This is a genomic window from Algoriphagus kandeliae (assembly GCF_004571135.1).
In the GTDB taxonomy this organism is placed as follows: Bacteria; Bacteroidota; Bacteroidia; order Cytophagales; family Cyclobacteriaceae; genus Algoriphagus; species Algoriphagus kandeliae.
Window position 1 is genome coordinate 922127 of sequence record NZ_SPSB01000001.1, and the last position, 24565, is coordinate 946691.

The 24565-nt window shown below is 39.2% G+C and carries 23 protein-coding genes; 9 read left to right on the top strand and 14 right to left on the bottom strand.

Annotated features, from left to right (window positions below):
• Positions 1-4 precede the first annotated feature (4 nt).
• From E4S40_RS03970 to E4S40_RS03990, 5 genes are all read right to left on the bottom strand, one after another.
• The gene (locus E4S40_RS03970) at positions 5-2617 is read right to left on the bottom strand and encodes a DNA gyrase/topoisomerase IV subunit A (protein WP_135071138.1); all 2613 of its coding nucleotides are present in this window, start codon (positions 2615-2617) and stop codon (positions 5-7) included.
• Entirely contained in the window at positions 2618-2938 is a 321-nt protein-coding gene (locus E4S40_RS03975) for a hypothetical protein (protein WP_135071141.1), read from the bottom strand. It abuts the gene before it with no gap.
• The gene (locus E4S40_RS03980) at positions 2928-3557 is read right to left on the bottom strand and encodes a SatD family protein (RefSeq protein ID WP_135071144.1); all 630 of its coding nucleotides are present in this window, start codon (positions 3555-3557) and stop codon (positions 2928-2930) included. Before E4S40_RS03980 ends, E4S40_RS03975 begins: the two co-directional genes overlap by 11 nt.
• Before the next feature lie 104 nt (positions 3558-3661).
• Complete coding sequence (locus E4S40_RS03985) at positions 3662-5557, bottom strand: DNA topoisomerase IV subunit B (protein WP_135071147.1); 1896 nt, start codon at positions 5555-5557, stop codon at positions 3662-3664.
• A gap of 5 nt (positions 5558-5562) precedes the next feature.
• A complete protein-coding gene (locus E4S40_RS03990) occupies positions 5563-6060 on the bottom strand; it encodes a DNA topoisomerase IV (protein WP_135071150.1) in 498 nt (165 codons plus the stop codon).
• A 235-nt stretch (positions 6061-6295) separates the two neighbouring features.
• Here E4S40_RS03990 and E4S40_RS03995 point away from each other — a divergent pair, with 235 nt between their 5' ends.
• The gene (locus E4S40_RS03995; protein ID WP_237563125.1) at positions 6296-6697 is read left to right on the top strand and encodes a hypothetical protein; all 402 of its coding nucleotides are present in this window, start codon (positions 6296-6298) and stop codon (positions 6695-6697) included.
• On the opposite strand, the gene E4S40_RS04000 is transcribed toward E4S40_RS03995, so the two are convergent.
• The 3 genes from E4S40_RS04000 to E4S40_RS04010 are packed head-to-tail and all read right to left on the bottom strand — an operon-like array spanning position 6678 to position 9014.
• Positions 6678-7610: an ROK family protein gene (locus tag E4S40_RS04000; protein WP_135071153.1), complete on the bottom strand. Its 933-nt coding sequence runs from the start codon at positions 7608-7610 to the stop codon at positions 6678-6680. The genes E4S40_RS03995 and E4S40_RS04000 overlap by 20 nt on opposite strands.
• A 45-nt stretch (positions 7611-7655) precedes the next feature.
• Positions 7656-8144, bottom strand: a complete 489-nt coding sequence (locus E4S40_RS04005; protein WP_135071156.1) for a YkgJ family cysteine cluster protein — start codon at positions 8142-8144, stop codon at positions 7656-7658.
• A gap of 30 nt (positions 8145-8174) precedes the next feature.
• Positions 8175-9014 (bottom strand): CvfB family protein, encoded by an 840-nt coding sequence (locus E4S40_RS04010; protein ID WP_135071159.1) that lies wholly within the window; start codon positions 9012-9014, stop codon positions 8175-8177.
• A 168-nt stretch (positions 9015-9182) separates the two neighbouring features.
• On the opposite strand from E4S40_RS04010, the gene E4S40_RS04015 reads away from it, so the two are divergent.
• Complete coding sequence (locus E4S40_RS04015; protein ID WP_135071162.1) at positions 9183-10076, top strand: 3-hydroxybutyryl-CoA dehydrogenase; 894 nt, start codon at positions 9183-9185, stop codon at positions 10074-10076.
• Positions 10077-10089: 13 nt separating this feature from the next.
• Positions 10090-10707, top strand: a complete 618-nt coding sequence (locus E4S40_RS04020) for a deoxynucleoside kinase (RefSeq protein WP_135071165.1) — start codon at positions 10090-10092, stop codon at positions 10705-10707.
• Between the two features lie 60 nt (positions 10708-10767).
• Here E4S40_RS04020 and E4S40_RS04025 read toward each other — a convergent pair whose 3' ends face one another.
• The 5 genes from E4S40_RS04025 to E4S40_RS04045 all read right to left on the bottom strand — a co-directional run bounded on the left by E4S40_RS04025 (position 10768) and on the right by E4S40_RS04045 (position 14602).
• Positions 10768-11496: a hypothetical protein gene (locus E4S40_RS04025; RefSeq protein ID WP_135071168.1), complete on the bottom strand. Its 729-nt coding sequence runs from the start codon at positions 11494-11496 to the stop codon at positions 10768-10770.
• Positions 11493-12635: a serine hydrolase domain-containing protein gene (locus tag E4S40_RS04030; RefSeq protein WP_135071171.1), complete on the bottom strand. Its 1143-nt coding sequence runs from the start codon at positions 12633-12635 to the stop codon at positions 11493-11495. The genes E4S40_RS04025 and E4S40_RS04030 overlap by 4 nt, the downstream gene beginning before the upstream one ends.
• A 108-nt stretch (positions 12636-12743) precedes the next feature.
• Positions 12744-13499 carry a LytTR family DNA-binding domain-containing protein gene (locus tag E4S40_RS04035; protein ID WP_135071174.1) on the bottom strand — a complete coding sequence of 252 codons (756 nt, stop codon included), beginning with the start codon at positions 13497-13499 and terminating at the stop codon, positions 12744-12746.
• Entirely contained in the window at positions 13496-14140 is a 645-nt protein-coding gene (locus tag E4S40_RS04040; protein ID WP_135071177.1) for a DUF7255 family protein, read from the bottom strand. Before E4S40_RS04040 ends, E4S40_RS04035 begins: the two co-directional genes overlap by 4 nt.
• 3 nt (positions 14141-14143) lie before the next feature.
• Complete coding sequence (locus tag E4S40_RS04045; RefSeq protein ID WP_135071180.1) at positions 14144-14602, bottom strand: DUF2452 domain-containing protein; 459 nt, start codon at positions 14600-14602, stop codon at positions 14144-14146.
• A gap of 315 nt (positions 14603-14917) precedes the next feature.
• Here E4S40_RS04045 and E4S40_RS04050 point away from each other — a divergent pair, with 315 nt between their 5' ends.
• From E4S40_RS04050 to E4S40_RS04070, 5 genes are all read left to right on the top strand, one after another.
• Positions 14918-15256 carry an Hpt domain-containing protein gene (locus E4S40_RS04050; protein WP_135071183.1) on the top strand — a complete coding sequence of 113 codons (339 nt, stop codon included), beginning with the start codon at positions 14918-14920 and terminating at the stop codon, positions 15254-15256.
• A gap of 13 nt (positions 15257-15269) precedes the next feature.
• The gene (locus E4S40_RS04055) at positions 15270-17648 is read left to right on the top strand and encodes a S9 family peptidase (RefSeq protein WP_135071186.1); all 2379 of its coding nucleotides are present in this window, start codon (positions 15270-15272) and stop codon (positions 17646-17648) included.
• Positions 17641-19353 (top strand): gamma-glutamyltransferase, encoded by a 1713-nt coding sequence (ggt, locus tag E4S40_RS04060; RefSeq protein ID WP_135071189.1) that lies wholly within the window; start codon positions 17641-17643, stop codon positions 19351-19353. Before E4S40_RS04055 ends, ggt begins: the two co-directional genes overlap by 8 nt.
• A gap of 190 nt (positions 19354-19543) precedes the next feature.
• Positions 19544-20614, top strand: coding sequence for an alpha/beta hydrolase (locus E4S40_RS04065; RefSeq protein WP_135071192.1), 1071 nt, complete (start codon positions 19544-19546; stop codon positions 20612-20614).
• Positions 20615-20617: 3 nt separating this feature from the next.
• Positions 20618-22225, top strand: a complete 1608-nt coding sequence (locus tag E4S40_RS04070) for an amidohydrolase family protein (protein WP_135071195.1) — start codon at positions 20618-20620, stop codon at positions 22223-22225.
• Between the two features lie 21 nt (positions 22226-22246).
• Here E4S40_RS04070 and E4S40_RS04075 read toward each other — a convergent pair whose 3' ends face one another.
• Entirely contained in the window at positions 22247-23206 is a 960-nt protein-coding gene (locus E4S40_RS04075; protein WP_135071209.1) for a tryptophan 2,3-dioxygenase family protein, read from the bottom strand.
• Positions 23207-23321: 115 nt separating this feature from the next.
• Here E4S40_RS04075 and E4S40_RS04080 point away from each other — a divergent pair, with 115 nt between their 5' ends.
• Positions 23322-24527: an acyl-CoA dehydrogenase family protein gene (locus E4S40_RS04080; RefSeq protein WP_135071212.1), complete on the top strand. Its 1206-nt coding sequence runs from the start codon at positions 23322-23324 to the stop codon at positions 24525-24527.
• The last annotated feature ends 38 nt before the right edge of the window (positions 24528-24565 follow it).

A 24565-nucleotide genomic window follows, 5' to 3' on the forward strand; every position in this document is an offset into this window, starting at 1 on the left:
TTATTTAAAACAAGCCCAACTGTTCTTCATCCGAGTCTTTTTTAGGACTTAGATCAATGGTACTCCCAACTTCCAACTCATCTGAGTCATTATTCTTTTGTCCCTCATTTTCTTTCAGTTCTGGTTTTTGAGAAGAAATTAAATTCACCTCCTTCACGGGATGGGAGCTTAATTTATTCCCCATTGCCTTCCAACCCTTCACATCAATCAACATATCGAGGTCGTATTCCTGCTCCTCTTCAGTTTTTCCTTTTAGAACAAGAACCTTGACTTGTGGCTGTTTTTCAGTAGAAATCAATTTGAGATAAGAAGATCGATGATCTGTAATGAAGTTGAACTTCTTGTTCATCGTGGTGGTCTCAATCTGGAAGCGCTTCACATAATAGGTTTTGCTACCTCCATCATAGTAAACAGCTGAAAGGACTTTTTCAGGATCAAATTTTTCGATCAAAAGCACCTCATTAGGCTCGTAACGATTAGTCAATTCAAACCCTGTCAACTCATAATCTCCAGACTTGTAGCAAACCAAAATTTTGTCTTCACCCAAGAAATTACCAATCAATTGTCCACGTTCATCGGTATTCAATCGACCGACAACCGGGTCATAATAAATATCTAAGCCTCCCAAAGTAGACACACCCTCCATCTTCAGCTGAACCTTTCTTACTGGATATTTGGTCAAAATATTTCCTCCAGCACCACGACCTTTGATATCTAATTCGGCAAAATCAAAATCAAAGACTTTCACCCGAGCTTTTGCTCCTTGAGTTAGATAAACTGTCACGATCTCTGCTTCTCCATTTGGATTTGCCGTCAAATACAAAACCTTTGATCCTTTGGTGCCTTTGGTGAGATCATATTCCCGATCCCTGGTAACACCTCCTGGCTGGAAGCGCTTCACCATCGCGCGTCCACTAGCTCCATCCAGGTAAATCAAATTGAAGGTCAGCCGATCATCATTCTTCCGGAAAATCCCCACATGAAGAATGTCCTTGCCCATAAAAAGCTTATCCTGAATCTTGGAAACCATCATTTTTCCATCTTTTCGGATCGCGATGATGTCATCCAAATCAGAACAATCACAGACAAACTCGTCCTTTTTGAGCCCAAAGCCTACAAAACCATCTTTTCGGTTCACATATAGCTTGGCATTGTTCGCTGCAACCACCGTTGCCTGAATGGTATCAAAAGCACGGATTTCAGTTTTTCGCTCACGCCCTTTTCCGTATTTCTCGAGTAGTCTTTGGTAATATTTAATAGAATATTCAGTCAAATGACGGAGATTATAATTAACCTCCTTCAGTTCTTCCTCTAAGCGACGCATCAATTCATCTGCCTTGAAAGAGTCATACTTAGAAATTCGCTTGATCTTGATTTCTGTCAGGCGAACCAGATCATCTTGGGTAATTTCCCGATAAAAATCAGGTTTATAAGGATCCAATCCTTTATCAATAGCCTGAAGAACTTCTTCCCAAGTAGTACATTCCTCAATGTCTCTATAAATCCGATTCTCGATAAAGATTTTTTCCAAAGAAGAGAAAAGCAACTTTTCCATTAACTCTCCTTTGCGGATTTCTAATTCCTGCTTGAGAAGCTTTTTGGTTTGCTTGGTATTATATTCTAGGATGTCATTGACTGAAAGGAATACCGGCTTTTCATTAATAATGACACATGCATTTGGAGAGATGGAAACCTCACAATCAGTAAATGCATAAAGGGCATCAATGGTCACATCAGGAGAAACGCCTGAGGCCAAGTGAACCTGAATTTCAACATCCTTGGCAGTATTATCTACCACCTTTTTGATTTTTATCTTCCCTTTGTCATTGGCTTTCAAAATAGAATCGATAAGAGAATCAGTAGTTGTACCATACGGTATTTCTTTGATTACTAAGGTTTTCGTATCCTCTTCTTCAATTCTTGCACGAACCTTTACTTTGCCTCCTCTAAGACCTCCATTATATTCACTAAAGTCAGCCAACCCCCCGGTAAGGAAATCAGGAAGAATATCCGTTTTGTTTCCTTTTAGTATTTCAATTGATCCCTCAATGAGTTCACAGAAGTTATGTGGAAGGATTTTAGTGGAAAGACCAACGGCAATTCCCTCTACGCCTTGAGCCAACAAAAGTGGGAATTTAACTGGAAGAGTAACCGGTTCTCTTTTTCTACCATCGTAGGAAAGTTGCCATTCTGTAGTTTGTGGATTAAAGACAACTTCTAGTGCGAATTTTGAAAGACGTGCTTCAATATATCGTGCAGCGGCGGCTGAATCACCCGTTCGGATATCACCCCAGTTTCCCTGAGTTTCAATCAATAGATCCTTTTGACCCAAGTTCACAATGGCATCACCAATCGAAGCGTCACCATGCGGGTGATATTGCATGGATTGACCGATGATATTAGCCACTTTATTGAATCTGCCATCATCCATTTCCTTCATGGCGTGCAGAATTCTTCTTTGAACAGGCTTTAGACCATCTTCAATTGCGGGAACTGCTCGCTCCAAAATCACATAAGAAGCATAATCCAAAAACCAGTCTTTATACATTCCGGTTACTGGAACCGAATTGTGTAAGCTGTCGTCAAATTCTTCAGGTTTGTTAGTTTCTTCGCTCATTTAATTCATCCAAATTTTATATAGGTGAACCGTCAATATGACAACACCTACCGAAACCAAATTTCCTATCAGGAAATAATCGTTTGAAATTTTATTTTCATCAGTTTTAATCCGGGTTCCTATTTTCAGTGCGCCGAATAAAACAAGTTCATGGTATACTCCACTTAGCAAACATACATAGAGAAAAACCCGCTCAATAATTCCATTCCACATAGGTCTTTTCGAACCAGAATTTCCCAAATAGTACTTTCTGATTTTTCGAAAAACAACGAAGGCAATTAGCTCAGAAATGACATAAAAGAGTATAAAATCAATTCTCATTTTGGGCTATTAATTTTAAAAGCCTTCTTCGCTTTTCGTAGGAATCAAAGTCCAAAGACTTAAATCTCTTCCAAATCAATGATTTATCTTTTTTCATGGTCTCTGCAACTTCCTTATAATCTTTGCCCTTAAAATATCCGGAAATCACTTCACGGTCTTTCCATTTCCATTCCTGCTGTTTCTCAAGTAGCAACTCCAGAGACAAACCCAATTTTTCTTTGTCCGGAATTTTCCCGGTCAAAACTATTCTTTCTTCCTTCTCTTTTAGTTTGGTCAATGAATTTCTGACTTCAGCAAGCCCCTTCCCTAACATTCCAAAGGCAATTTCTGAGTTTATTGGAGTAGAAATTTCACCTAATCCCAAACTATATCGAATCAAAATCGGATAATTCAATTCCCATTTTTCCTCTTCAATTCTCACAATTATCTGAACGGATGTTTGTAAATCAGCTACAACTCCTTGGAATTCATCCCCAAGAGTGATCGTAAGCGGAGATTTCAATTGATCTTTAAATTCCTGATTGATTTTCCCTATCAACCGTGAGAATTCTTTTTGCAAAGTGATTGAGTCAGACTCGCTACTTCCAACAATATCACCCATCAAAATCCAACTTTCCATTTTCTATACTTTTGCTGAAGAAGCAAGGTATTGCATTATTTATGAAATAAAAACATTATTTCACTTTTTATGCAATAGATCACTTAATTGCAAGAAAAATGAAATTAAGCTGCTTCTTCTTCCCCTGGTTCTTCAGATTTGGGATCATCCAAAGCTAAGTCCTTTTCAACCTTCAGATTTTTGATAATGAAGTTTTGTCGATCAGGAGTGTTTTTTCCCATGTAGAATCCTAACAAGTCAGCAATCTTGGTGTCTTTTCTCAGAATGATTGGCTCAAGGCGAATATCTTCTCCAATAAATTTCCCGAATTCCTCAGGAGAAATTTCACCTAAACCCTTGAATCGGGTAATCTCAGGTTTGTTTCCAAGCTTATGAATCGCTCTTTGACGTTCTTCATCCGAATAACAATAGATCGTCTCTTTTTTATTTCGAACTCGGAAAAGCGGGGTGTCAAGAATAAACAAATGACCATTTTTAACCAAGTCAGGGAAAAACTGCAAGAAATAAGTCATAATCAAAAGCCGGATATGCATCCCATCTACGTCAGCATCGGTCGCAATTACGATCTTTCGATAACGGAGCCCTTCGATACCATCCTCAATATTCAAAGCATGCTGAAGAAGGTTAAATTCTTCATTTTCGTAGACCACCTTTTTGGTCATTCCATAACAATTCAAAGGCTTCCCACGCAATGAAAAAACTGCTTGCGTTTGTACATCACGGGATTTGGTAATGGAACCCGAGGCTGAGTCACCTTCTGTAATGAAAAGCATGGTATTGTTTTTCAGATCCTCATCGGCCTTGGCATCGTCATAATGAACTCGACAATCCCTCAACTTTTTGTTATGAAGGTTCGCCTTTTTAGCCCGCTCATTCGCCAATTTCTTGATACCGGAAATTTCCTTCCGCTCACGTTCGGACTGAAGAATCCTTTTTAAAAGCGCATCTGCAGTTGCTGGGTTTTTATGTAGATAATTATCCAGTTCTGTCTTAACAAAATCATTGACGAAAGTCCGAAGAGTTGGACCCTCAGGGCCTACATTCTGGGAACCAAGTTTTGTCTTTGTCTGAGACTCGAAAACCGGCTCTTGAACTCGAACAGCAATAGCTCCGACCACACTTTGACGAATATCAGAAGCATCAAAATCTTTCTTATAAAACTCTCTAACAGTCTTGACAATAGCCTCTCGGAATGCAGCTAAATGAGTTCCCCCCTGAGTCGTGAATTGCCCATTCACAAAAGAGTAGTACTCTTCACCATACTGATTAGAGTGAGTCAAAGCCATTTCGATATCATTTCCCTTCAAATGGATAATCGGATATCGAATAGTTTCCTCATCTACCTTATTAGAGAGAAGGTCATATAAGCCCTTGTCGGAAAAATACTTCTTTCCGTTATAGTTAATTGTTAAGCCAGCATTGAGGTAGGCATAATTCCAGATTTGATTTTCGAGATATTCTGGAATGAAATGAAAGTTTTTGAAAACTGTAGAATCCGGAGAAAAAATTACTTTGGTGCCATTCCGTTCTGAGGTTTTCTCGATTTTTTTATCCTCGATCAAAACCCCTTTTTCAAACTCGGCAACCTTACTTTCTCCATCACGAAAAGACTGGACTTTGAAATACTCGGAAAGCGCATTCACTGCTTTGGTACCCACGCCATTTAAGCCCACAGATTTTTGGAAGGCACCTGAGTCATATTTTCCTCCAGTATTGATTTTAGAAACACAATCAATCACTTTACCCAAAGGAATGCCTCTTCCGTAATCCCTCACTTCAACCCGGTGTTCGGAAATTTTCACGTCGATGGTACGACCATAACCCATCATGTGCTCATCGATGGAGTTGTCGATCACCTCTTTTACAAGGACATAAATCCCATCATCCTGGGCGCTACCATCTCCTAATTTTCCGATATACATACCTGGCCGAAGGCGAATATGCTCTCGCCAATCCAGGGACTTAATACTGTCTTCTGTGTAGTTTACAGGGTTTGCCATAGCTTTTACTCAGATTGATTTTGGAGTTGCTTGGTTTTTCCAACAAATAGCAAAAAGAGTGCGAGGACCCAAAGTGCGAGTAGGGTTGGAATCAAATAGAAGAAAAAACTAAACTGATCAGCTCCAATTTCCTGCTGATTATTGATGGAATGTGTGTAAAAAACCATCATTCCTAAACTCAAATTTAGAATTCCTCCAAACGAATAAAACCAAGTTAAAATGTAGTCCCGGAAAGGATCACCTTTTGGAAAAATCCGATGCAATTTAACCGAAGCCTTGGTTTCCAACATTTTGGGAGGAAGAAGTGCAATTGCATTAAAAAGCACAAATAACGCAATCATACCATAGAAGAAATTCCCTTTTTCCCAACGAAGCAACTCCTCTCCTTCTGCCTGTGGTCGAAGAGAGACCTGCTCAGGAAGAGCTGAGTAGAAATACAATAAGAAAAAGAGGAAAAACAAGATGCTCAGGAAATAGAAAGCTTTCCCAAATCGATAATACATATGCCTGAATTTAGTTGCGCTAATATACAGGATTTGGCCAAACAGAGTGCGGATAAAAGGGTTTACCCTTCAGACAAAAATTGTCAAAAACATCCAATGCAATGAAAGTCAGGAAGTAATTTAGTCAGCTCAACAGCGGATCTTGATTAGATATTGCTATTTACCTTCGATCTCTCCTTCGAAATGAGAAATTGAACTTGCTGTCTGTGAAATGGACATTACCTTTGCGGAACCTATGAAAAAATCCTTTAAAACAGTTTACGCCTCTATTCTTTTCGCAACTTTAGGCTTTGCTACTTTTTCTTGTAGCCAAAAACTAGATGCTGGTGGTATCAATCTAGAAAATTGGAAAGCAGACCGGGATGGTTGTAATGGTTTGCGCCTTCAGGATTTGGATGAATTAGAGAAGGTCAAAAATAATTTTTTGGGAGCGAGTAATCAGGCCTTGATCAAAACTTTTGGAAGACCCGACCGAGTCGAATTGGTGGATAAAAGTCAAAGTTTCTTTTTCTACTTTTTAGAACCAAGTTCAGATTGTGAAGGAGTAGAAAATGAAAAAGAACCCCTCAAGGTTCTTTTTCGAATGAATGCTATTTCTAAAGTCTCTGAAGTTACGATTACAGACCTGAACCCATAAAACAAAGCGCTGCTGCTCCTAGAACACCAGCATCGTTTTCTAAAGTTGCTTTCTTCAGGGTCAAATCCTTATTGTAATAATTAGTAAGATATTGTCGGATAGTACGCTCTAAGGCCGGCATCATAAATTCCAAGCCAGCCGAAATTCCGCCACCAAAATATACTTCTGTCACATCCAGAATACGAACAGTAGAAACAATCGCTTGTCCCAAGATCTCTCCTACTTCCTCAAAAACCATCAAAGAAACTTCATTTCCTTCTCTGGCGGTTTCTACTAATAAATGAACTCCTAGTGTTGCTCCTTCTAATCTTCCAGATTTATGAGGGAATGCAGCGATCATTCGCTCGAGAATATCCAAGATCCCCTTTCTTCCGATCAAGGTTTCCAGTCTAGCATTTCCTTTGGAAAGCATATGACCCATCTCCATGGCATTTCCGCGGGAACCTTTGAAGACCATACCATCCAACACCAATGCACTTCCAATACCAGTTCCTAAGGTGATAAAAAGGAAATTATCAGAAGGATCATCTTTTCCAAAGTAGAATTCGCCAATAGCTGCCGCAGCAGCATCATTTTCTAGAAAGAACTCCTTATCTGGATAACTCGCTTCTAAACTTTCCTTCAGATTAAAATTATTTAAGCTGGTAATTGCAGGAATTTCAAGCGGTGTAGTACGGTCTTTAGAAATAAGTCCAGGTAGTCCTATACCAACTTTTTCAACTTGAGGATATTTACGGAAATATTTGGCGAGTCCTTCGGTAAAAGCCTGGCCAAAACCCTTTGGATGATCCCGAAAAGGCGTCGTATCTTCCTTCTCAAAATCAAGGATTTCTCCATTTTTATTGACTAATCCAATCTTTAAATGGGTTCCCCCCACATCCACTCCCAAAAAGTGTGTTTCCGTTTGTTCCATAGAGTTATTTATAGGTTTGATTCTCAAAAAAGCCAAAAATTCGGCTTACTTCCTATATTCTTTATCCAACTGGCGGAAAATTTTATGAACCGCCGGGCAGATCAAAGTATTTTTCAGGCTTAAGTTAAGAATCCCTCGCATATTTTTCCGATTGGTATGGGGATATTCTCGACAGGCCTTTGGTCTATCCTCATAAACCAAGCATTTATTGTCTGTTCCTAAAAAAGGACAAGGCGAGTATTTTAGCACAAAATCACCGTCTTCATCCCGTTCTAAATATTCATCAATAAATGCAGCACTCTTTTGTCGAAATACCCTAGCCAGCCTATCAATATCTGTTTGCAAAAAAATTGGACTGGTGGTTTTACAGCAATTAGCACATTCCAGACAGTCTATTTCCTCGAATACTTCTTCATGGAGATTTTCAAATTCTTGATCAAGCTCTTTTGGCTTTAATCGCTTGAGCCTATCCAATAATTTTTTATTGGCGGGGAAATCCGACCGACTTTCCTTTTGAAAATTTTCTAAGTCCATTTTAGAATCAGATTATTATAGGGACCAAACTCATGAACCCTTTTTGGAAAGACTGATACCGTCCTCTAAGATCTGAATTTCTCTTGCTTTGTATAGTTGCCCAATGCATTGCTTAAAATGCTTTTTACTCATTCCAAGCATGGCCTTGATTTCTTCAGGGTCGGATTTATCATGCAGAGGCAAAAATCCTTTCTCTTTCAGAATTTCAAGAATTCGTTCAGCACCTTCTTCATATTTGGCTCGGCCGGTAGGAAGAAGTTGTAAATCAATCTTTCCATCATCCCTACGCTTTTTCACGTACAGGATTTTTTTATCCCCCAATTCAAGAGGTTGAAAAACTTCATTGGCATAGATTAAGCCTTCATACCGATCCTCTAGCAGGACTTTATATCCCAAGTCAGTCTTTTCGAAAATTAAGCCTTCTACCTCATTTCCGGGTTCATAGTCTTTTGGAGCTGGATAGAAAAAATCCCTGTATTTTCCAGAACCAATCAATCTGTTGGTGCGGTAATCCATGCATACTTTTATCAGGTATTTTTGCCCAACCTGCATGGATTTTCCCATTTCTGCTTTTGGCACAAAAAGATCTTTTGGCAATCCCCAATCCAAAAAAGCACCAATTTGTGTCACTTCCTTCACTTCAAGTACTGCCCATTGGTCCAATGTGGCTTTCGGAATGTCTGTAACCGCTACAGGTCTATCCTCACTATCTGTGTAAATAAAAACTGAAATAACGTCTCCTTCACGTTCATTTCCAGTTAGATAACGATTAGGTAACAAAACTTCCTCACCGGACTTAGTAGCTAAATAAGCACCAAAGTCAGTAAACCGGTTGATGGGTAGCAAACTGATTTGACCGAGTTCTTCCATACCTCAAAGGTAAGATATAAATCTTCCATACTCCGAAATTTGAGACAAACAAAGTCGGAGATGCTCATGTTAAAAATTGGAATTACTCCTTTTCAGGGGTAGTTTTGGCAGTCGAAATAGGATAGAAATTTAAACCCAAATAATTCATCTTTAAACGTACTTTCTTTCATGAAAAATATCACAGTAATCGGTTCTGGAACAATGGGAAACGGGATTGCCCATGTTTTTGCACAGCGAGGATATGAAGTTTCGCTTGTAGATCTCAAAGAAGATTATTTGCAAAAAGCTTTGGTTACGATCAGCAAAAATATGGATCGCCAAGTATCCAAAGGGCTTATTTCTGAAATTGAAAAAGAAGCTTCCCTATCCAGAATAAAAACTTTTACCGATTTGAATGCAGGAGTTCAGTCCGCTGATTTGGTAGTAGAAGCAGCCACTGAAAACATGGCCATCAAATTGGATCTTTTCCGTCAATTAGATGAGTTGACTCCTTCTTCAGCAATTCTTGCCACAAATACCTCCTCCATTTCAATAACCAAAATTGCGGCAGCTACAAATCGCCCTGGACAAGTGATCGGCATGCACTTCATGAATCCAGTTCCGGTAATGAAATTGGTAGAAGTAATACGAGGATATGCAACTTCCGATGAAGTGACCAAGACCATTATGGACCTTTCCAAGGATTTGGGTAAAGTTCCGGTAGAAGTAAATGATTACCCTGGATTTGTCGCCAATCGAATCTTGATGCCGATGATCAATGAAGCGATTTACAGCTTATATGAAGGAGTTGCAGGAGTGGAAGAAATAGACACTGTGATGAAGCTAGGAATGGCTCATCCTATGGGACCACTTCAATTGGCAGATTTTATCGGTTTGGATGTTTGTCTTTCCATTTTAAGAGTTCTTCATGATGGATTTGGAAATCCTAAATATGCTCCATGCCCACTATTGATCAATATGGTCGAAGCAGGCTTCAAAGGGGTAAAAACCGGAGAAGGATTCTACAAATACACTCCAGGAAGTAAAGATTTGGTTGTTTCACCAAGATTCGTCAAAAAATAATTAACCAATAAATATGCATTTAGCAGTATCCGGAAATATCGGGAGTGGGAAGACTACGCTTACTGAAAAGCTTGCCAAACATTATGGTTGGAAAGCTGAGTTTGAAGCTGTAGACAATAATCCTTATCTCCCGGATTTTTATGAAGATATGAAGCGATGGGCTTTTCACCTTCAGGTCTATTTCCTCAATTCACGATACAACCAAATCCGAAAAATTCAGGAAAGTCAAGAGAATACCATTCAGGACCGAACGATCTATGAAGACGCCTACATTTTCGCGGCAAACCTGTATAAAAGCAAACTGTTGACCGAGCGGGATTATTGGAATTACAGAAGTTTATTCGACTCCATGATTCAGCATGTGAAGGCTCCGGACTTATTGATTTACCTAAAGGCAGACATCCCCAAATTAGTAGGCCAGATCGAGAAACGAGGAAGAACTTATGAAACCGCCATGCGGATCGACTACCTCAAAAACCTGAACCAACACTATGAGGATTGGATAGCAGGCTATAAAGAAGGAAAACTCCTCATTATAGATGTGAATGACTTAGACTTTGTGGAAAGACCTGAGGATTTTTCTTTTATCGTAGAAAAAATTGAGCGGGAAATGTTTGGTCTGTTTGCCTAAAAACTTCCTAATCATTTAAACCCCAAAGCAATATCCCCTTCAAAAATGAAGGGGATTTTTTTAATCAGGGAATTGACTCAATCGTTGAAAGGAGACAGTAATTCCTTTATTTGTGTCCGATATTCCTTCCATTTGGAGATTATCTTCTCCTTGAAATGAAATTTTCCAACTTTCCACAGGTTTATTTGAATTGTGGCTTAGGAAAGTCATTTCGGGCCGATGTCCATGGCTATGCCAATAACCTGTTTGTCGACCCTCTTCAGGAGACATTTGGTTATAAATCCGATCCCAACGTATAAAAAGGAAACTGTTTTCAGAGAAATTACTCTTTTTGTTTTCTGAGTCTACTCCATCTGTAATTTCTTTGAGCTCCCATAATCCAATCATAAGATCCCAGTGGGCTGTTGGTCTCTCTTGAACTTTTGTTAATGAAACAACCACTTCCTCTCCCTCTTCAACTCTAGTCCAGGTCATTTTATCTACTCCATCAAAAGAAACTTTAAATGATCCAAAAGAGTCAGCAGGTCCATACCGATTTTCAGGTAAAAATTCATTGGTAGAAGAATCAAAACTCCAAATTCCTTCAGAATGTCGCATCCAACCATTTCCTGAATAAAAAGTCCCATCTTCTTTTATTTCAGACCACCTAGCAACTGGTGTCATCTCCATACTACCTACATTCACCTTTTGAATTTCCCATAATCCTATTAGTTCTTGACTAAAGGAAAAGGTAGCATTCCAAAAGAGTATAACCATTAAAATAGCCAAATTTCGGATTTGATTTATCATTTCTTCGCTATTAATAATTGAACAATTCGTTTGCTTAACTCCATTTCATTAGCTCGATTTCCTGAGTTTGTTGTCATTGAAAAAATGAGCTTTCCTTCATCTATAATGATGAGCATGGAGCGATACCCTTCTGTACTTCCTCCATGAATCAAATACGGTAAATCAATACCCAAATCCCCCATTTGAAAATGATCTCCTGGTTGATAAACTACCCAACCATATCCATAGGACATTTCATCAGTAATTGATTCAAGATGATTTGTAGTCATTTTCTTTTGAAGCAATGGTTCAAGCAATTCTAGTTTTGAAATGACTTGGCCCCATTTAAACAAATCACCTGCAGTCGAAAAAATCCTTCTCCCAAGAGTTAAGTCAATAAAACTATTTCGGTACCATTCTTTTGCTCCATTTTTATAATTATAAGCCTCTGCCAAACGTGGAAATACCTCTTCATTGTTAGTCGTTGAGAATGTTTGATCAAGTCCGTACGGGATAGAAATTTTTTCTTTAAGAATTTCTTCAAACGGCTTTTCATAAATTTTTTCTAGGATAATGGCCAAAAGGTGATATCCGAAATTGCTATAATAAAATCCCTCACCAGGATTGAAACGCGGGGGAAGTTGGCTAATGAAATCTGTGTAGGAATCTGGATCAAAGTGAAGTCGCTTAAACCTAGAAAATTCATTTTTCTTCAAGGGCTCTGGTACCCCATCATAATCAGGAATCCCAGATGTATGGCTAAGCATTTGGTGAATCGTGATGGAAGAATTGAATCTTCCAGAATAACTGACATCATCCAATAAATCCACCAGCTTTGAATCTAGCTCGAGTCTTTTTTCCTCAACGGCTTTCAAAATTAAAGCGGCAATAAAGGATTTGTTGACTGAGGCAATATCAAAGCGAGTATCAGAAGCAACTGGAATATTCCAAACACGATTTGCAATTCCAGCATGTTTTTGAAAGAGCATCCCATCTTTATTCCCAATGACAATACTCCCACTGAAATTCCCTTTTTCATATTCCTCATTGATCAATTTTTCAATTTCGGAATAGGAGTCTGTTCGAAGAGCTAGGGAATCTTTTTCAAAAGAAATAAAGCTACTTAAGACCCAAACAAACAGAATGATTGTGTTCATCATAATTGATTCATTTTCCCAAATCAAAAAAGATTTATCTGGATTATGGTCCAAAAAAATAGGCTTTGGGACGAAAATCTAAAATGCGGGACGAACTTTAGTTCTTTGAAACTAAACTGAAAAATTTTCTAAAAATGAATCCGAAATAGGAATGACTTGATTTTGAATATGTATTTCAGACTTACCCTTGTTTTTAAAGATTTTGTCTATCTGAAGTGGATTCACCAAATAACTTCGATGGCATCTTTGAATGTATGGAGAGTTCTGGTAGCTGTCCTCAATTACTTTAAGGCGATTTCGAATTAAGTGCGTTTTGACATCACCTTTATCCAGAAAAAATATTTCGAGATAGTTTTTGTCCGACCGGATAAACAAAAAGAATTCGGGTTTTATCTGAACTGCATCTTTCCCGTTTTCTGATTCGAAGGCTAAAATTTCAGGACCTGGTAATCGAATATTAAACCTGTCATTTATCAAAAATTGAAAAAGAGCCAAAGGAATAACCATCATCGATAAATACTCCAAAATCAATAACAAATAGGCATTTAAAGTCCACTCTTGCCAATTCCAGAAGTAATTGAACAAAAGAAAAATAGCTGTCCCTCCAATAAGAATTTCAACCAAAATCCAAGCGATTTTTTGAAGAAGGGTGCTCGGATGAACCTTTTTGGAAACACCAAATTCAAGTACGAAAAAAACGAGTGTATTTAGCAAACCGAATAAAACAGCTCTGGTTAAAAAATCATGCCCCGAGCACGAAGTTCCTTGATTAATCCCGAATGCTTCAAAGACATAAAGCACATAAAATAGGATTAGTCCTAGCAAAACCACATAGAGGATTCTTATTGTTTGCAAGGAAATTTTCATTGAATTTTTCTCATTAGCCAATTGAAAATCATTTCCCGCTGTTCCTCTTTGGGATTGATTAGAATTTGATCTAATCGTTTTAAAGAACCACCTGTCATCAGTGTCTCGAAAGGACAAAGGCGAATTAATTTGTACCCATGAATTCTAGTCAAGAAGTCTATTTGGCTATCATTATAAGCTTGCAGCTTCCATCCCGATGCACCATTTCCTGAAAAATCTCCTGGCTCATTGGAATTTCCAAAAAGTCGGTTTGCAATCGGAGGCCCATTCCAAATCCTCATTTGTAAACCTGCCTTTATCGCTTCCTTTTCATAGGTCCTGCAAAGCCTTTTATAGGCATCGACGAAGGAAAAATTATTTTCTGAATATAAATCAGAACGTAGAGTTGTTAGTCTATAACGGTTAAAATGGACTTCGGTATCCCACAAAATCAAGTGGCGATTAATCTTAAAGTCCAATTTGATTTTTTCAAAAAGTGGAATTGAACCTTCTCCCCCTAAATCGGAAAATATCTCAGCGAGCCAGCTTTTACCTTTTTCATCCAAATAATGAGGCATAATTGGAAGATCAACTTCCGATTCATATTCTGCACCTCCATCTTTGAGAATCAATTCAAGCTGGCGGGTCATCAAATGCATCATGGATCAGACGTTTTCTCGAATGATTTCCCAAGTATGATCGGCTAGTAGCCTTACTTCTGCAACAAAGTGGGCCCAATCTTTTTTTCTACCCCATTCCTCTGGAGCTATCAAACTCAAGAAATCTGTTCCATCGGATTTCTGATATAAAAAATAGATGTGATTGATCAAGGGTTCGAATCCTATCGCAGCTTGATAAATCCGTTCGGAAACTTCCACGCGGGCTTTTATTTTCTCTGCCTGTTCGGCCAAAAGTTTCATCTGCTGGTAAATTTGAGCCATTTGCATATCAGTTTGAGAATGCATGGCTGCCACAGCTCGTCCAGTTATTTTCCCTTTATCTTCAGGCTTGATAATGGCACTTCCGGAATGATGGGCATAAGGCAAAGTTCCAGGATTTTCAGAAACCTTGTCTTTCATTCGCTCCAAATCAAGCTCTTCAATATTAATTTTCTTAACGTTCATGCTACTCTTGTCCCGTAGATATCCTCTCCTTCAAATTCCCTTTTGATCCTGGAAAGGTTGTTTTTTGAGAAATATCATAACCTATCCACAACATGATAGCCATGAAAATGAAGAAAAGGATAAGAAATATTTTTTTTCCTCTGCTCATAAAGGTCACGATGCTTAAATAGAAAACAAAATTAAACCCAAATACCTAAAAGAAGATTCCCGAGCTCAATTCTTTCTTTATAGAAATAATGCTATTTGAAAAATGTTTATAATTTTAGGAAAACTCTTTAAGAGTAATTAGATAGTTTCAGTTTTTTCGCCAAATACATGTATCAATTCATCAGCGAATCTTCCATTTACCAATATTTTGGAGAAGATGATCCGGATATGATTCGGGAAATGATCCAAATTATTCTCGATACCAATATTCATGATTTGGAGGAATTGCCTCATTTTTATCAAGAAAAGGACTTTTTGACCATTAAAAAAAGATGTCATAAGGCGAAACCTTCAATGAGCTATATTGGAGCTGTAAAAACCAGAAAGCTTCTGGAAGAAATCGAGGAAAATCTAGAAACCTCTCAATACCTTAATGAACAACTTCAATCTCATTTGATCGGAATCAAACGGGAATTGGGAGACTTTCTGGAAACAGTAAGTAAATAAAAGACCATACTTCATGCGAAAACTTTCATTGATTGGACTAATTCTTTTAGTCCAAGGAGTTCTGTATGCTCAAAGCACTTTGAGTGTTGAATACATCATGCGGGACCCGAAATGGATGGGGTATTTTCCTTCGGATATCCGTTGGAGCGATGATAGCCAAACCATTTATTTTGATTATAACCCGGAAGGAAATCCTGATGATTCCCTCTATCAAATCCAATTAGACCAGCTAAAGGAATTCCAAAAGGTAGATTGGAGAGAAGAACGATCCCTGCGCCGAAATCAAGCAGCTTACAATAAAGACAAAAGTAAAAGGCTTTATGTAATGCCAAATGATCGGATTTTTCTGGAAAGTCTTCCAAATGGAGAGCAAAAAGAAATTTTAAACTGGCATGCAAGGGTAAGCAATCCAACCTTTATGGCTGATGAAAACTTGATCTATTTTGTCAGTGAACAAAATATTTACACCTATAATCTCCAAACTGAAGCAGTAAAGCGGGTTACCAATATCTCAACAGGAAATAAGCCCGGAAGGCAAGAACGAAGGGAATCAAACTTAGATTCTTCCAGACCCTTTTTGGAAGAGGAAAATCTAAAGCTTTTGGAAGTTGTTCGTCAGCGGGAGGAAAAACGAAAGTCAAGCCAAGCGTATCGGGAAGCTACCCAGCTTGAACCTGAAGAAGAATTTACTTTTTACACTGAGGGGAAAAACCCTTCCAACCTCCAGCTTTCCCCAAATGGAAGATTTGCAAGTTTCACTTTTTACAAAACAGCAAATAACAAAAACACCAAGGTCCCGAATTATGTAGATGCCTCTGGCTACACCGAAGATTTAAATGCCCGGCCAAAAGTCGGAACAAATCCAACTACCTCCGAAATAGGAATTTACAATTTGGAAAAGGATACCGTCTATTTCATTAATACTTCTACCCTTCCTGGATTGACGGATCTTCCTGATTATGTAAAGGATTACCCAGATAAGGAATGGCCCCAAAAAGAACGAGACTTGGCGCTATTCGGTCCGGTTTTTTCACCGGATGGTACAAAGGCAATCATTCGGGCTCGTTCCTTAGACAATAAAGATCGATGGATTGCCCTTGTCGATTTGGAAAGTGGCGAATTGACCACCTTGGACAGACAACGAGATGAAGCTTGGATTGCTGGCCCAGGAATCGGTTGGACCTTTTCTGGAGGAACGCTAGGGTGGCTTCCGGACAATAAGCACATTTATTTTCAATCTGAAGAAACCGGCTATTCTCACCTTTATTTATTCGATGTAGAAAAGAAAATAAAGAAAGCATTAACCAAAGGAGAATTTGAGGTTTTTGACCCTTTCCTATCAAAAGATGGCTCCCATTGGTATTTGACTACGTCTGAAGTTGATCCGGGTGAACGGCATTTTTATCGCATGCCTGTTTACGGAGGAAAGGTTGAGAAACTTACCCAAATGGCAGGAAATAATCAGGTCACATTATCTCCTGATGAGAAGTATTTAGCAATTCTCCACTCTTATAGCAATTCACCGGAAGAGCTTTATTTGCAAGAAAACAGAGTCGGTGCTGCCCCTATTAAATTGACTGATGGTCAAAGCGAGGAGTTTAAATCTTATAATTGGAAAGATCCTGAAATCATTCGGTTTACAGCTCAGGATGGAGCAAAAGTTCCTGCCAGGATTTACGAACCAGAGCCTTCCAAGAAAAATGGAGCTGCTGTAATCTTTGTACATGGAGCTGGTTACCTCCAAAACGTGCATAAATGGTGGAGCAGTTACTTTAGAGAATACATGTTCCATAATCTATTGGCTGATTTGGGATATACTGTTTTGGATATCGATTACCGTGCTTCAGCTGGATATGGTCGAGATTGGCGAACAGGAATTTACCGTCATATGGGTGGAAAGGACTTGTCTGATCAAGTTGACGGAGCCAAACATCTCGTAAAAGAATATGAAATTGATGCAGACAGAATTGGAATCTACGGAGGTAGCTATGGAGGTTTTATTACCTTGATGGCTTTGTTTACAGAGCCAGAAGTGTTTAAATCAGGTGCAGCCCTTCGTTCGGTGACAGATTGGGCACATTACAATCATGGCTACACATCCAACATATTAAATACCCCTGAGGAAGATCCAATTGCATACAGAAGATCCTCCCCTATTTACTTTGCTGAAGGCCTGAAAGGAAATTTATTAATGGCACATGGAATGCTGGATGTTAATGTGCATTTTCAGGACGTAGTTCGGCTTTCTCAACGATTAATTGAATTGGAAAAAGATAACTGGGAAATGGCTATATATCCAGTGGAAGATCACGGATTTGTTGAGCCAAGTTCCTGGACAGATGAATATAAGCGTATCCTTAAACTCTTCAACAGCACTTTATTGAATGAATAGAACAGCCTACATCCGCTTTGCTGCTCTTCTTTTGAGCATCCCCTTTCTGGTATTTTCCTGTAAAACTCCCACAATAGATAAAGAACCAAAAAGAGGTTTAGTCGCAGAAAATGCCATGGTTGTTTCAGCTCGTGGTGAAGCATCAAGAATAGGTGTGGAAATCATGCAAAAAGGTGGAAATGCCTTTGATGCAATGATGGCAACGGAAATGGCTCTTGCTGTCACTTTTCCTTTCGCTGGAAATTTGGGAGGCGGAGGCTTTGCTGTTTATCGCATGGCAAATGGAGATATAGGATCTATAGACTACCGAGAAAAAGCTCCGGGAGCTGCTCATCGAGACATGTACCTTGATGAGAATGGAGATGTAATTCCGGGATTAAGTACAAAAGGAGCCTTGGCTTCAGGAGTTCCAGGAACCATTGCGGGAATCTTCGAAGCTCAATCCAAATTCGGAAAACTCGATCCCAAGGAAATATTACAACCGGTCATTGATTTGGCAAGAAATGGATTTGTCGTCAGTACGCAACAAGCAAGCCGCCTTCAGGGGATTCGAGAGGTAGTTCGAGAAGTAAATGGAGAAGACACTTTCTTTGGTAAGGAATGGAACGCTGGTGATACCATAAAAAATATTGCCTTAGCAGAGACGCTAGAGCGAATCGCAAACAATGGCCGCGATGAGTTCTACAAAGGTGAAACAGCCAAGGTTCTGGTAGACCACATGCAGAAAATGGGGGGAATTATTACCCTAGAAGACCTCGCTGCTTATGAAGCTGTTTGGAGGGATCCTGTTGTCTTTGACTACAAGGAGTTACGGATTATTTCTATGGCACCCCCAAGTTCAGGTGGAGTGACTATCGGACAAATTTTAAAAATGGTTGAGCCTTTTGATCTTAGAAGCATGGGCCATAATTCGGCGGATTATGTTCAAGTTCTGACAGAAGCAATGAGAAGAGCTTATGCTGATAGAAATTATTATTTAGGCGATCCAGACTTTGTGGAGATTCCTATTGCAGAGCTTTTGGATGATGAATATTTAAGAAATCGGATGGAAAGTTTTGATCCGGATAAGGCTACTCTTTCCTCTGACATAGCGGAAGGATCGGTTCTTTTTGCAGAAAGCATGGAAACAACCCACTACTCCATCATGGATACAGAGGGAAATGCGCTCGCTGTGACTACTACCTTGAATGGTGCATATGGATCTAAAGTTTACTTGGATGAATTGGGCTTTTTCATGAATAATGAAATGGACGATTTCAGTAGTAAAGCTGGAGTTCCAAATATGTTTGGTCTGATAGGTGCAGAGGCTAATAGCATTGCACCTGGTAAGCGAATGCTTAGCTCTATGACCCCAACTCTTGTAGAGCGAAATGGAAAACTTTGGATGATAGTAGGAACTCCAGGAGGTTCTACCATTATCACTGCAGTAGCTCAAACAATTCTTAATGCCTATGAATTTGATATGACCATGCAGGAGGCCGTAGAGGCTCCACGCTTTCATCATCAATGGCTTCCGGATCAAATTCTATTTGAGGAAAATTCCCTTGACAGCACCTTATTGAAAATTTTAACTGCCAAGAACTACCTGATCAATGAAGGTCGAACTCCAATTATCGGTTCCGTCGATGCCATCATGGTTTTGCCAGACGGAAAGCTAGAGGGAGGAGCTGATCCTAGAAGGGAAAATGAAGCAGCTGGATTTTAAGATTCTAAGGCCTTGAATTAACTCAAGGCTTTTTTTTTGATCCAACAGCTCATAAAATTGAGCTCATTTCTGAAGTCAAAACATTTGTAAATCAGGCAATTATTTTTAAAATTAAGTAGGATTTTTATTTCAGTCCATTCATAAGCGACTGGAAATCGAATCATTTTTAACCCTTAAAATTTCTTTCATCATGGTTACCCACTACGTTATTACCAACCGAGAAGTCACTTCCAGAAAAAGTAAAAACTACATTCCAGTCAACGAAACGGAGTTCATGCGAAAAGATGGCGATGAAGAAGCTAGGCATAATCTCCGATATGGAACAGTCAGTTTTGATCCCAAAAAGGCCAAAAAGCTGAAGGATTTTAACATACAAATCATACCTGAAGTAGACGAAACACTCCTAGCAAGTTATGCGGATGACAAAGACGTGAATAAGGCGAAATTTCCTTCAACTCACATTTTCAATGAACTGTATGAATCTGGAATAAAAGCCAGTAAAAAATCACCTGGAGGAGATCATATTAAAATCTCTGAGGATATTATGGTATTTGTACATGGCTTCAAATCTGACTTGGAAACTGCCATGCAAACGCTCTGTGAACTGCATAAAAAATATGTGGAACCAGAAAACTCTACCATTAAGCACTTGGTACTATTTACCTGGCCTGCCAAGAAGAAATTACTCAAATACCGCTCTGATGCTTATGATGCCATGCAGTCCGGATTCGCTTTGGCAAGGTCAATGGCCTCACTTCGAGAGTTTTTCAAAAAGAAATTTGTCGAGGAGCGAAAGCCACTTTGTGATCAAAAAATCCACCTGATGTGCCATAGTATGGGAAATAGAGTTCTCGAAAATATGGTAAAAGGGGTGCAAGATATTGGACTAGATATCAATTCGATTTTTGGAGAAATCTTGTTGGTGGGCGCTGATATTGATTATTACGCCTTGGAGCGCCCAAATCCTCTTTACAGACTGATTGACTTTGGAGAGCGGGTGCATGTTTATTATCACAATAAGGATCAAGCATTAGGTATCTCCGAATTAACCAAAAATGCCTTCAACCGATTGGGAAGATGGGGTGCTAAAAACTCAGTGAATCTAGCAGATGATATCTATCAATGTGATGTGACTGAAATAGACGATGATAAGGGCATTCTACATGATACGGTCCACCATTGGTACTACACCAATTCTCCTTCTGTAGTAGATGACATCATTGAGGTCATGAAAGGTGGAAATTCAATTTTTAGCATGTAAAAAATGGGAAAGCGGAAATTTTCGGACCTGCATTGTCATAAACATATGCGTGCCCATTTCCACATGCAGGAAAAAGAAAAAAAGTTTAGAAGAAAAGAGGAATTCAGTCCTTGGACGGTGATTGCATCCAACCATCGGAATCATCAATTGGGAAAAATGGGTGCCAGCTACAGTCAAATTGATTTGGTGAAATGCTGGAATTCCAATCTACGCCTCACTTTTAACTCCTTGTATCCCTTAGAAAGACAATTTGTAAAGGGTATTGATCCGAAAATTGGAAAAGACAAATGGTTCCGTTTTTTGACCTCAGCTATTCTAGGATCGAAAGGACTTCGAAGAGATTTGTTGCAAACAGCTTACATGCGAATCCCTGATAAAGTGGTGGATTATTTCCAGTCGGATGATTACGACTATTGGGAATCTTTACAAAGAGAGCGGGATTTTGTCCTGATGGATTCAGGAAAAAGAATTCGAAAAAATGAAATCCATGTTCCTAAGGCCTTTCTTCGAGAAGAACGACTAGCGCGAAAATTTGCAAGTCAACATCCCCGCTCCTATCAAGCAAAAGATGCCTGTTACCGAGTACCCAATAATAAGGCAGAGTTGAATCAGTCTTTAGATGACGATAACGAAATCACCATGATATTGACGATTGAAGGTGCTCATGCGTTGGGAACTGATAAAGCTGAATCTATTCAGGAAATCTCTAATCGAGTTAAGGCAATCAAGAATGATTGGCTGGTACCCGTCTTCTTTATCACCTTTGCTCACCACTTTGATAATCATCTTTGTGGGCACGCTCATTCCATTCCCGGAATGGGAAAAATCCTCATGGACCAATCCAAGCGCATGAATGCAGGATTCAATAATGACGGAAGAAGGATTCTAAAAGAATTACTCAGCCTCAGTCAAGATTTGGTTAAGGATGATTCATTGGGTTACCGAATTTTGATCGATGTAAAACACATGAGTGCACGCTCCCGAAAGGAGTTTTATAACCTTGTTAAAAAATGTCTTGAAAAAGGAGATCAAATTCCGGTGATCGCTTCACATTGTGGTTATTCTGGTATTTCTACACTTGACCAGCACATCGAATGGGAGAAAAAAGAGAAAGATGATTACACAGATCCTAGTGGAAAATTCAATGCCTGGAACATCAATATGTGTGATGAGGACATCGAAATGATTGTCAAATCAAAAGGTATGTTTGGCCTTTCCTTCGATCAAAGGATTCTAGGGATTACCAAGGAAGACCTTGAAAAAAATCCACAACGAAACGGAATTCAGCTTATCTGGGAAAATATTGAAGCGGTCATCCAAAGTGCCTATGAGAACCCTAATCTATCGGTCTCTGAAAAACCCCAAATATGGAAATCAATCACCATAGGGACAGATTTTGAAGGACTTATTGATCCCGTAGATCCTTTCCCTACAGCATTAGAATTTGATGCTTTTAGTAAGCAATTGGTTAATGAAATTGATACTGCAAGATTGAAAGGAGGAAAACCTCATCTGGCGCACTTCAAATCGAAGGAGGATATTGAAAAAGCAGTGGATGATTTTTGCTTCAACAATGCCTCAAGTTTTGTAAAAGAGAATTATCCGAAATAATTGGAATGTGAAATATCAGGTTTATTCCTCTCCAAATATCTCCTTGACAACCCAGCCCTTTCCCCACTCTTCTTTTTCTTTTTCGGTCCAAAGCTCTGGGAAGAAAATCACTTTCTGAAAACGCGGAGGAAGATATTTCTGCCAGTTGGTTCCACCGGTAGCTGCAATATCCACTGGATCTCTTTGAAGGTAGCGCACTGCTGATTTATAGTGCGCCAATGGCCAAAAAACATTAGCCTTAAGGTCAAATTGCTTCATCAATTCAGTCATCTCCTTAGATGGATTTTCCAGCTCCATATAGCGTTGCCAGATATTTTTCCGTCTATATCCCTCAATCAATTCCTTCAATTTTTTACCATACTTCAAATTGAAGTTTTTCAAGGTTAATGTTTTTTGACCGGTTGCCAATTCAATAGCTCCGCGCTGCCAATATAAATGATCAAAAATGTCATCTGCAGGTGAATGATAGTCAAAGCCCTCTCGATCAGCTAAGGTTACTAAATGAAAAGCATCTGTCGCCATCAACTCAATTTCGCGATATTGAGCACTTTGAAATCCTGAAGAAGGCAACAAAGACATGCGAAACTTTAAAAACTGCTCCCGCTCCATTCCTTTCCACATCATAGCAAAGGAACTGATTAAATGATCAAAGTACATTAAAATCCGGTCAAGACGGGTCTTAAAAAACTCCTCTGTAAGCGGATTCTCGTCAGAGATCTGCTCCATCTCAGAAATAATCAATTTGAAATAGAGTTCGGTAATCTGATGATATATGATGAAAATCTTCTCGTCCTTGAAGCTAGTCTTTGGCTGTTGAAGGGACAATAACACATCCAAATTGATGTACTCCCAATAGGTCAAATAATCTGCATAAAGAAGTCCTTCCAGGTAAGAAAGCATGTCCTGACCGGATGCCTTAAACTTCTCTTCAAGCTGTTTGATTTTTTCTAGAATCCGGGGATCAAATTGGGGATTTTCCATCACTAAATTTTATCAAAAATGATAGTTTTTTACCCCCCGATCTATTTATTTCGAAAGGCATTGGGTTTACTTCCCGACAAAAATCACTGATTCAATTCAATAAACCAAAAAACACATGCAGGCTATAGAAATCCAAAAATCCCAAAAGCAAGATACTTTCGAAGGAGTAGACTTTTTGGATATTGATGATCTGCTTACCGAGGAACATCAATTGATCCGGAGCTCCATTCGGGATTTTGTCAAGAAGGAAATATCACCATATATAGAATCATGGGCACAAAATGCCTACTTCCCTGAATCCATTGTTAAGAAATTTGGAGAAGTGGGTGCATTTGGCCCTCAAATCCCTGAAGAATACGGAGGAGGAGGATTGGATTATATTTCCTATGGCCTGATCATGCAAGAAATTGAGCGAGGAGATTCAGGAATGCGATCAACTGCATCTGTACAAGGTTCCTTGGTTATGTATCCCATTTACAAATTTGGTTCGGAGGAGCAACGCAAAAAGTATCTTCCCAAACTAGCTTCTGGTGAAATGCTCGGTTGCTTTGGATTAACGGAACCTGACCATGGTTCAAATCCTTCAGGTATGGTAACAAATTTCAAAGATATGGGAGATCATTACCTGCTGAATGGAGCCAAAATGTGGATCTCTAATGCTCCAAAAGCTGATATTGCTGTGGTTTGGGCGAAAAATGAGGAAGGGAGAATTCATGGTCTGATTGTAGAACGTGGAATGGAAGGCTTTTCTACGCCTGAAACTCATAATAAATGGTCTTTGAGAGCTTCATGCACAGGCGAGTTGGTTTTCGACAATGTGAAAGTTCCCAAGGAAAATCTACTTCCTGGAAAATCAGGCTTGGGACCTCCACTAATGTGTTTGGATTCTGCACGCTATGGAATTGCTTGGGGAGTGATTGGCGCAGCGATGGATTGCTATGAATCAGCCCGTAAATATGCAGCTGAGCGGATTCAGTTTGACAAGCCCATTGCAAGTTTTCAGTTAGTTCAAAAGAAGCTTTCTGAGATGCTAACAGAAATCACCAAAGCTCAATTACTTGCCTGGAAAGTAGGAAAGATGATGAATGAAGGAAAAGCCAAGACGGTTCATATTTCTATGGCAAAGCGAAATAATGTGGAAATGGCCTTGAATATAGCTCGTGAAGCCCGGCAAATTCATGGAGGAATGGGAATCACCGGAGAATATCCGATTATGCGTCACATGATGAATCTGGAATCAGTAATCACTTATGAAGGCACCCACGATATTCACTTGCTGATTCTTGGTAATGAAATTACGGGAATACCAGCTTTTAAATAATGAATAGAAATTCAAAGCAAAAAAAGGTTCATGTTGCT